This is a genomic window from Burkholderia ambifaria AMMD, from assembly GCF_000203915.1.
Taxonomy (GTDB): Bacteria; Pseudomonadota; Gammaproteobacteria; order Burkholderiales; family Burkholderiaceae; genus Burkholderia; species Burkholderia ambifaria.
In genome coordinates, this window is sequence record NC_008392.1 from 1,105,945 (window position 1) to 1,116,259 (window position 10,315).

Sequence of the window (10,315 nt, forward strand, 5' to 3'; positions counted from 1 at the left end):
GGGTCTGTCGAGAGAGGGATCGCTGCGAGCGCCGGCCGCAGCCATTACCAGCCGTCCGGAATCGGAAGGGAATAGGTCAGCGGCTTTTCCGGCATGACTTCGTCCATGATGTCGGAGTAACCGGACTCCTGTCCGACCAGATTGGGTTCGAAGCAGTAGCAATTGAAGGTCTGCTGCAGGACGAGGTTGTTGCGGTCGTTGATCGCCGGCGGGTTTTCGTTGATCGCAATGAATGCGTCGTAAAGCGAGTCCCTGACGACGTACGCATGCGCGGTGAGCGTCTCCACGGTCTTGACGATGTTCGGCGCGACCGGAATGGGCGGCGTGAAGTGATAGGCGCCCAGAAACAGCATGTGCCAGTCGTTCGGCACCTGCGCGATGAACTCGGGGAAGCGCGCGGCGAAGTCGCGGTCGAAGAACGCGTCGTCCTCGAAGATCAGGACTTCGCTCGCGCCGGCGGCCTTGGCCTGTTTCACGGCGGCGAGATGGCTCATCGTGCAGCCGTAGTCCTGCGCACGCATATGGCGCAAGGATTCCGGTACGGTCACCTGCCGCGCGTCGACGGCGGACAGTCGCTCCACCGTGAGGATGTTCTGCTCCGCGAATTTCCTTTGCATGGCTTCCCAGCGGTCGGGGCGCCGGTCCAGATTGATGCAGACCTTGCGGGCGAAGGTGTTGTCGATCGTCGGTGTCGAGTTCATGAGGGCTTTTTTTCCAGAAACGGATTGACGTGGGTAGCGAGCACGCCGGCGTGCGGATCGAGCAGCATGGTCAGGTGGTCGCCGGGTACGTCCGTCACCTCGACGGGCAGCGCCGAGAAGCGCGACCAGCCCCAGGTCGGGTCCAGACGCAGCTGCGCGATCTCGGGCGACGGATCGTAGTCGCCGGGGTCCCGCTCGGTGCTGCGGAACAAGGCGATCGGCACGGGAAGCGCGGTGGCTTGCGGCGCGTAGCGCGATTTGAAGTTGGCCTGATAGACCCGCAGATACGCGCGCACGCGGTCGGATCCGGCATCCGCGAACCAGTTGCCGCGGTCGCCGATTCTGTCGAGGATCAGGCCGGCCTGGGCGTCGGGGTCGAGCGCGACGAGGTCCGCTCGCGTCACCTCGAGGTCGGTCCCGAGGAAGGTGCCGATTTCATGCGCGATCGCGACCAGCCATTCGGTGTCGTCCCAGTCTTGCCAGTAGGTTGCGGCCGAACTGTCGACGGGGGCCGACGCGTCGAAGATCGCCAGCAGTTTGACGACGGCGCCCTTGGCGACGAGCTGCCGGCTCATTTCGAGCGCCACCTGCGCGCCGAACGAGTGGCCCGCCAGGTAGTACGGACCCGCGCCCACCAATGGCCAGATGCGTTCGATATGACGGGCCGCGATGTCTTCCACGCGGGTGAGCGGCAGGCAGGAACCGTCGAGGCCGAGCGCTTCGAGGCCGAGCACCGCGTGAGCCTCGCTCAGGTGGTTCGCGAGCGGGTGGAAGTAGACCACGTTCCCGCCGGCGCCCGGCAGCAGGAAGAGCGGCGCGGCGGGACCGCCGTCCCGGATCGTCACGAGTTCGCCGGCAGGGGCGGACGGCGCTTTCCCGGCCAGTGCCGCCGCCAGTTTCTCGATCGTCGGATTCTCGAAGAGACAGGAAATGGGCAGCCGGCGATCGAACGCCTTTTCGACATTGGCCATCAGCTGGATCGCGATGATCGAGTGCCCGCCGAGGTCGAAATAATTGTCGCTGACCGTGATGTCGTCTCGTTTGAAGATCCGCTGCCAGATCGCCAGCAACGTACTTTCGTCCGCCGTCGGCGCGACGGCGCGTGCCGTCGTGGCCGCACCGGCGGCGGGTTGGGCGGGGTGGGCGGGTTCCGCGGCAGCGGCGGCCACGTCGCGCGGCGCGCCCGGCCGGCTGCCGGCTGCCGGCGCCGGCGCATCGGCGAGCTGGCCGGTCAGCTGCGCCCGATCGTCGGCGAATCGTTCCAGCAACGCGAGGAGGGTGCCCAGCATCTGCCGCACCGCGTCGGGGGCGACGCGGTGCGCGTCGTGCGTGATAAGGAACGCGAGGCGGTTATCCGGGTGTACGGTCAGGGTCAGCGGGTAATTCGATTCCGCGAAGGCGCGGGTGTCGCGGATCTCGATGCCGTCCGGCCCGAGATCGGGCGCGGCGGCAACCGGGAAGTTCTCGAACACCAGCAGGCTGTCGAACAGGCTGTCGCGGGCGGACAGTTCGCTCCATGACTGGATATCGACCAGCGAACTGTACGAATGCGGCTCCATCGCCGTCTGGGCTGCGTGGACCTCCGCCAGCCACTCGACGAAGGGGCGCTCCGGCGCGATGCGCACGCGAAACGGCAGCGTGTTGATGAACAGCCCCACGATCGACTCGACGCCGTCGAGCTGCGGCGGGCGGCCGGACACGGTGACGCCGAACACGACGTCGTTCGTCCCGGCGTGGCGCCGCAGCACCAGGGCCCAGACCGCGCGTATCAGGACGTTGAGGGTGAGGCGATGGGTGCGCATGAGCGCTTGCAGCCGGGTGGTCAGGGCCTCGTCCAGCAGGCATTGCTGTGTCCGGAGCGTGTCCTGCCGCGCGGCGTCGCCGGCGATCTGCCGGGCCGGCTTGGCCGCGACCGGCGTGGCGGCGTGGAACCCGGCCAGATTGGCGCGCCACCAGGCTTCGTCGGCCGAACGAGGATGACGCGCGAGCCAGTCGATGTACCTGCGGTATCCCGGCGCCGACGACGCGACCGCGGGCGTGCCGGTGCGGGCGAGCGACAGGTAATCGTCGAACACTTCCTTCATCAGCGTGGCGGTGCTCCAGCCGTCGAGAATGATGTGGTGCGCGCTCCAGCAGAACCGATAACGTGCGTCCGCTTCCTGAATCAGCGTGCAGCGGAACAACGGCGCCCGATGCAGATCGAAGCCGCGCCGCCGGTCGTCGGCGAGGAACGCATCGAAGTCCTGCGCGCGGCGGGACGCGTCGCGGTGTCGCCAGTCGAGGAACGTCCACGGCAGGTCGAGCGTATGCAGGACGGTCTGGACGGGATGGTCGCGATCGGCCCACGCGAACGCGGTGCGCAATACGGGATGGCGCGCGAGCGCGTTGGCCCAGGCTTGCCGGAGCGCGGGCACCTGGAGCGGGCCGCTGACGACGAAGCTGAACTGCTGGAAGTAGGCGGCAGGGTCCAGTTCGTACAGCGAATGGAACAGAATGCCCTGCTGCAGGGACGACAGCGGGTAGCTGTCTTCGACGTTGTCCCACGCGGTGTCGGACACCGACGCCACGAACTCGAGCAAGCGGTCCTTGAAATGCGCGGCCAGGTTTTCGACCGTCTGCCGCTGGTGGAGACGCTCGCCGTAGCGCCAGTCCACCTGAAGCTTGCCGTCCGAAACGGCGGCGACGATCTCGAACGCGTGCGTGCGCCGGGACCGCTCGGCGCGCAGCGAACCGAGGTCTTCGGCCGCCGGGCTCCAGCCATCGGACTGCTGCAGCACGGTATCGAGCTGCCCGTGATAGTTGAACAGGATATCGGCATTCGGCAACGCGGCGAGGCTGTCACGCACGGCATCGTCGGGGCTCAGGTAGCGGAGCAGCGCATAACCGAGGCCGTCGGCCGAAATCCGGCGCAGCTGCTGCTGCCCGGCACGCAGCGCTTCCTCCGGCGTGTGCATCGCGTCGGCCTCGAGCACGATCGGGTAGATGGAGGTGAACCAGCCCACCGTTCGGGTGACGTCGAGCGGCGCATCCGACACGTGGCGGCCGTGACTTTCGAGATCGATCCGGGTGCGGGCGTTGCCGGTGGCCATGCTGCAGGCTTGCGCGAGCGCGACGAGCAGGACGTCGTTGATGCGGGTGTCGTAGGCCCGCGGCAGCCGGCGCAGCAACGCCGTGGTGTCGGCTTCGTCCAGCTCGAATGAAACGGATGCCGCGTCGCCGACCGCATTGTTGGCCGCTTTATTGGCCGCGCCGGGGGCCGGGTAATCGACCGGCATGGGCTCGACGTCCTGCGACAGGAGGGCTTGCCACCGTGGGGCCTCGTCGCCGATGGCCGGCGACCGCGCCAGTTGCTGCAGATGCAACGCCCATTCGCGGAACGAAGTCGTCTTCGCGGGCAACGGCCGGCCGTGATACGCGGCATGCAGGTCCTCGAGGAGCACGCGCCATGACACGCCGTCCACCGCAAGGTGATGGATCGAGACGAACAGGCGGGCGAGCGGTTCGTCGGCAAAGCAGAAAAGCCGGGCCGCCAGCAACGGGCCATGCGTGATGTCGATACCGCGTTCCGCTTCCTCGGCGGCGGCGCGCATCGCCGCGATGCGCTCGCCGGCATCGCCTGCCAGCACTTCCTTCGCGAAGAGCGCCGGCATCTCGCCTGCGGCGACGACTTCCTGGGTCCACTGGCCCGCGCTGCGCGTGAAACGCAGGCGCAATGCATCGTGATGTTCGTACACTTGCCGGAACGCGTCGGCGAGCCTCGACGCGTCGATATCCGCCGGCACCTGGATCAGGACCGTTTGATTGTAGTGCGACGGCGTATCGATCTCCTGTTCGAAGAACCAGTGCTGGACCGGTGTGAGCGGCGCATCGCCCAGCGGGCTGACGCTCGACGTGTGCGCTGCCCGTTCTTCAGGCGCGGCGGCCAGCTGAGCGACCGTCTGATACTGGAACAGCTGTTTCGCCGTCACGCGAAGTCCCGCCTGATTGGCGCGCGAAATCACCTGGATGCTCAGGATCGAGTCGCCGCCCAGTTCGAAGAAATTGTCGTGGATGCCGATGGACGGCAGTTGCAGCACGTCTTGCCAGATCGACGCCAGCAGGATTTCCCGGGGCGTGACGGCCGGCGCGTGCGGCTGGGCCGCGTCGACCGCGTCCGCCGGGACGGGCAGCGCCTTGCGGTTGATCTTGCCGTTGGGCAGCAGCGGCAGGGATTCGAGCGTGACGAACTTCGACGGCACCATGTAGTCGGCGAGCTTGCCGCTCAGATAGCCGCGAAGATCGGCGAGGTCCGGCGATGCGGTCGCGACGTAGGCGATCAGGAACGTCCGGGCGCCGTCGGTTTTCGCGATCACGACACAGTCGTCGACCGACGGATGCTCGCGCAGCGCCGCCTCGATTTCACCGGGTTCGATGCGCAGGCCGCGCAGCTTGATCTGATGGTCGATGCGGCCGAGGAATTCGATGTTGCCGTCGGGCCGGTAGCGCGCGAGATCGCCGGTGCGGTAGAGGCGTGCCTGCGAATCGGCGGAGAACGGATCGGCGATGAACTTCTCGGCGCTCAGTTCGGGTTCGCCGTGGTAGCCGCGCCCGACCGGCGTGCCGCCGATCAGCAGCTCGCCCGCCACGCCGACCGGCACCGGCTGCAGCTGCGCGTCCACGATGTAGACGCGCGTATTGGCGATGGGCCGGCCGATCGGCACGATGCGGTGCGGGTCGTCGCGCCGGCATTCCCAGGCGGTCACGTCGACGGCGGCCTCGGTGGGGCCGTAGAGGTTGAACAGCCTGACGTCCAGGCGCGCGAGGCAACGCTGCTGCAGGTCGTATGGCAGCGCCTCGCCGCTGCACACGACGCGGCGCAGCGACGTGCAGTGCGCGTCGAGGTCCGGATGATCGAGAAAGGCGCGCAGCATGGACGGCACGAAATGGACCGTGGTGATCCGTTCGCGCTCGATGAGTTCGACCAGGTAGTCGGTCTCGCGCTGGCCGCCGGGCCGGGCGAACACGAGGCGCGCGCCGGCGATGAGCGGCCAGAAGAATTCCCAGACCGACACGTCGAAGCTGAACGGGGTCTTCTGCAGCACGGCATCGTCGGCGCCGAGCATGTACGCGTGTTGCATCCACAGGATGCGGTTGGTGATGGCGCGATGGGTGTTGAGCGCGCCCTTGGGCCTGCCGGTCGAACCGGAGGTGTAGATCATGTAGGCGAGGTTCTCGCCGCTCAGCGCAGGTGCGGGATTGGACGCGGGCGCGGCATCGAGGTCGAGCGTGTCGCGATCGACGACGATCACGCGGGCGTCGGTGTCGGGCAGCGCGTCAAGCAGATGCTGTTGGGTAAGGAGCCAGCGCAACTGCGCGTGGTCGATCATGAAGCGCACGCGCTCGGCGGGGTATTCGGGGTCGACGGGGACGTAAGCGCCGCCGGCCTTGAGGATCGCGAGCAGCGCGACGACCATGTCGAGCGAGCGCTCCATGGCGACGCCGACGAGGACATCTGGGGCGACGCCGAGCTCGATGAGGCGGTGGGCGAGGCGATTGGCGCGCAGGTTGAGTTCGGCATAAGTGAGTGCGACGTCGTCATAGACGGCGGCGACGGCATCGGGCGTGCGCTCGACCTGCTGTTCGAACAACCGGTGCAGCGGTTGCGCGGCGGCGTCGCCGAAATCCGTGTCGGTCCGGTTCCATTCGACGGTCAGCAGGTTCCGCTCCGCCTCGCTCGACAACGCAAGCGCGCTGAGCGGCCGGTCCGGATCGGCGACCACGGCATCGAGGAGCGTGCGGAAGTGTTCCGCCATGCGATCGATCGTGTCGGCGTCGAACAGGTCCAGGTTGTATTCCAGCGAGCCCGCGAGCCCGTGGTCGGCATCCTGGATATGGAGCGTGAGGTCGAACTTGGCGGTGTGGGTCTCCACCGACACCGGCGTGGCCACGAGACCGGGGAAGTCCACCGCATGAGGCTGCGCTTTCTCATACGCGAACACGGCCTGGAAAACGGGCGTGCGGCTCAGGTTGCGTTCGAGCTTGAGCGAGTCCACCACCTGCTCGAACGGAATCTCCTGGCGACTGTAGCCGTCCAGCGCGACGTGCTTCACGCGCGCCAGCAGTTCGCCGAAGGTCGGATTGCCCGACAGGTCCACGCGCAGCGCGAGCATGTTCGCGAAGAAGCCGATCAGCGGCTCGGTCATGCTGGAGCGCCGATTGGCGATCGGCGAGCCGATGACGAGGTCTTGCTGGTTGCTGTACCGCGAAAGGAGCAGCGCATACGCGGCGAGCACGACCATGTACGTGCTGGTGCCGGACGCGCGCGCGATCGCGCGCAGGCCGTCGGCGCGTTCGGCGTTCAGCTGGAACGGCAGCACCGCGCCGTGAAAACGCTGGATGGCGGGCCGGGGGCGGTCGGTGGGCAGTTCGATCAGGTCCGGCGCATCCGCCAGCGCCGCGCTCACGAGCGCCAGTTCCCGATGCGTGTCGGCCGATGCCAGGCGCTCGTGCTGCCAGGCGGCGTAGTCCGCGTACTGGACGGCCAGTTCCGGCAGCGACTGGCCGGCATAGAGCGCGGCCAGTTCGCGGATGAGGATGCCTGACGACCACGCATCCGAAATGATGTGATGCATCGTGATGCCGAACACATGCAGGCGCGCGTGCACGCGATACAGCACGACGCGATAGAGCGGCCCGGTGGCGAGATCGAATGGGCGGTCGGCTTCCTCGGCGAGCAGCGCGAGCGTGTCGGACTCGCTGGCGACGTCGACGACGTCGAGCGCGACCGGCGCCGGCGGGGCGATGCGTTGAACCCCGAGGCCGTCGACGGCGGGAAACGTGGTGCGCAGGATCTCGTGACGCCGGCTGATGTCGGACACGGCGGCGCGCAGGCGCGCGATGTCCAGATCGCCGTCGAAACGCAGCGCGCTCGAAATGTTGTAGGTGGCCGACGGGCCTTCCAGTTGCGCGAGAAACCACAGGCGCTGCTGCGGAAACGACAGTGGCAGGTCGTTCGCACGCGAGCGGAGCGGGATGTTGCCGGCCATCGAACCGGTCCGGGGCGACGACGCCTCGATCAGGTCGGACACCGCGCCGATGGTCTGGAGTTCGAAGATGGCGTCGATGCCGATCTCGACGGAGAAGCTGCTCCAGATCCGCGACACGAGCTGCATGGCCTGCAGCGAATCTCCGCCGTAGTCGAAGAAGCGGCCGGTGAGATCGACGGCCGGATTGTCGAGCACTTCGCGCCAGATGCGCACCAGCTCGAGCTGGATCGGCGTGGCGTCGAGGCTGGCGGCGTCGGGCGTGGCGGCGGGCTCCATGGCCAGGAGCGCCGGGCGATCCAGCTTGCCGTTGGCGTTGAGCGGAAATTCGGCGATCGGGAAAATGTCGGACGGGACCATATAGTCCGGCAGCTTCCCGGCGAGGAAGGCCCTGAGGTCCGCAACGTTCAGGTTCGCGGAACCCTTGACGTAGGCCGCCAGCTTGCGCACCCCGTGCGCGGATTCGCGCAGCATGACCGCCGCGCCGACGACATCCTCGTGCGCGGTGAGCGCGGCCTCGATCTCGCCCAGTTCGACACGGTGCCCGCGGATCTTGACCTGGTCGTCGACGCGTCCGTAGCACTGGATCTGTCCGTCGGGCAGCCAGCGGCCGATGTCGCCGGTGCGATAGATGCGCGCTTCGCCGGGGAACGGATGCTCGACGAATTTCGCGGCGGTGACGTCGGGCCGCTGGTGATAGCCGCGCGCGAGGCCGTCGCCGGCGATGCAGATTTCCCCCGGCACGCCGAGCGGGACCGGCCGCAGCGCGTCGTCGAGCATGTACACGCGCGTGTTGGCGATGGGCCGGCCGATCAGCACCGTGGGCGGCGTGCCGTCGACGCGCTCGACGATGCAGCCGACCGTCGCCTCGGTGGGACCGTACTCGTTGTAGATGTCGAGCGCGGGATCGATCTTCCGCAGCGTCGCGATGTGCTGGGGCGTCAGTTCCTCGCCGCCGACGATCACCTTGCGCACGCCGGAGCGTGACAGGTTCATGTATTCCAGCAGGTGAATGTGGGTGGGCGTGAGCTTGAGGGTGTCGACGCCGCTGCCGGGCTGGAACATGCGGGCCAGGATGGTGTCGATGCTTTCCGACTGCGGATAGATGCGCAGCGATTTGCCGCGCACCAGCGGGCAGAAGATATTGGTCAGCGTGAAATCGAAGCACAGCGAGCTGTACAGGCCGAAACTGCCGGTCGTGCTGTCCGCAAAGTAATACCCGGCGGCCCACGCAATGTAGTGGGCCAGGTTCCGGTGTTCGAGCAGGCAGCCTTTCGGTCGCCCGGTCGAGCCGGACGTGTAGATCACGTAAGCCAGGTTCGCCGGCTCGGCGCGGCAAGGCGGATTGTCCGGCAGCGGCGTCCAGCCGGGGAGCTCCTGATCCAGCAGCAGCGTCACGCCGGAGAATTCGTACCACTGCGCGAGTTGGCTCGATTGCGTCACCAGCAGCGACAGGCCGGTGTCGCCGAGGATGTGATTGATCCGTTCGGCCGGATACGCCGGGTCCAGCGGAACGAACGCCGCCCCCGCCTTCAATATGCCGAGAATCGCGACGATCATCCATTCGGAACGGTCGAGCATGATGCCGACCAGCGATTCCGGCCCGACGCCATGGTGGTGGCGCAACTCGTGCGCCAGGCGGTTGGCCTGGGCGTTCAGGTCGGCGTAGGTCGTGAGCGAAGTGTCGGTGACGAGCGCCGGCGCCGCGGGCGTGCGGGCAACCTGGGCTTCGAACATCTCGACGACCGTGGGATGGCTGGGTCCGGCCGTCGCGGTTTCATTGAAGGAAGCCAGCATCCGGCGCGCTTGCGGCGGGATCGCCTCGATGTCGCCGACCGGCTTGTCGAGGTGTTCGAATTCCTCGAGCACCACGCCGAGGCTCGCTGCGAAACCGTCGATGAGCAAAGGCTCGATGGCGCCTGCGTAACGAATCTCGATTTCGCCGCGCGCGAGTCGCAGGTGCAACTGCAGGTCGTCGTCTTCGCGGCTCAGCGCGCGGTGCACGCGGTCGTCCACCAGCGAGACCTTCGTGAGCTGCGCGGGATCCATGTCCTTTTCGTTGCGCACGAGCGTTTCCAGCGGGAAATGGTGCTCGGCATAGCTGTCTTCCACGATCCCGGCCACGCGCGACAGGTAGTCGTCGATGCGCTCGTCGGGACGGACCTCGATGATCAGCGGAACGGTTGCGGCACGGGCCGACGGATGCTCGGCAAGCCCCGGGGTTCCGAGCACCGTGACCGGGATCCGGAAGTACTTCCAGAGCAGCAACGCAATGCCCGCGGCCGTGACGGCGAATTCGGCAAGCTCGCCGTCGCCGATGCGCCGCAACAGGTCGAGCGACGCGGGCGTGAGCGGCACCGTGCGGGTGAGCAGACGGCCCGGCTGCGGACTCGGCGCGTGCGGTGCGATCCGGTAGACGCCGGTCACCAGGGAAAGGCTTCCGCGCCAGAAACGCGCGGTTTGCGCATAGCGATGATCGGTGACCAGTACGTTATTGTCTTGCACACGAAACTCCTTGAGACGTTTTGTTCATCCGAAACAATCCGACGCAGGCCGCATGGCGCCCGCCGGTCAAACCCCGCCCGGCCCGCA

2 protein-coding genes are annotated in these 10,315 nt (G+C 67.3%); both read right to left on the reverse strand.

What is annotated here, in order from left to right:
• Positions 1-44: 44 nt before the first annotated feature.
• Entirely contained in the window at positions 45-701 is a 657-nt protein-coding gene (locus tag BAMB_RS32205; protein ID WP_011661341.1) for a glycosyltransferase family 25 protein, read from the reverse strand.
• Positions 698-10,228 carry a non-ribosomal peptide synthetase gene (locus tag BAMB_RS32210; protein WP_011661342.1) on the reverse strand — a complete coding sequence of 3,177 codons (9,531 nt, stop codon included), beginning with the start codon at positions 10,226-10,228 and terminating at the stop codon, positions 698-700. Before BAMB_RS32210 ends, BAMB_RS32205 begins: the two co-directional genes overlap by 4 nt.
• Positions 10,229-10,315: the final 87 nt, after the last annotated feature.

What these genes read in the sequence shown, in the direction of transcription:
- BAMB_RS32205 (WP_011661341.1), bottom strand. Translation starts at nt 701, where the DNA reads ATGAACTCGACACCGACGATCGACAACACCTTCGCCCGCAAGGTCTGC.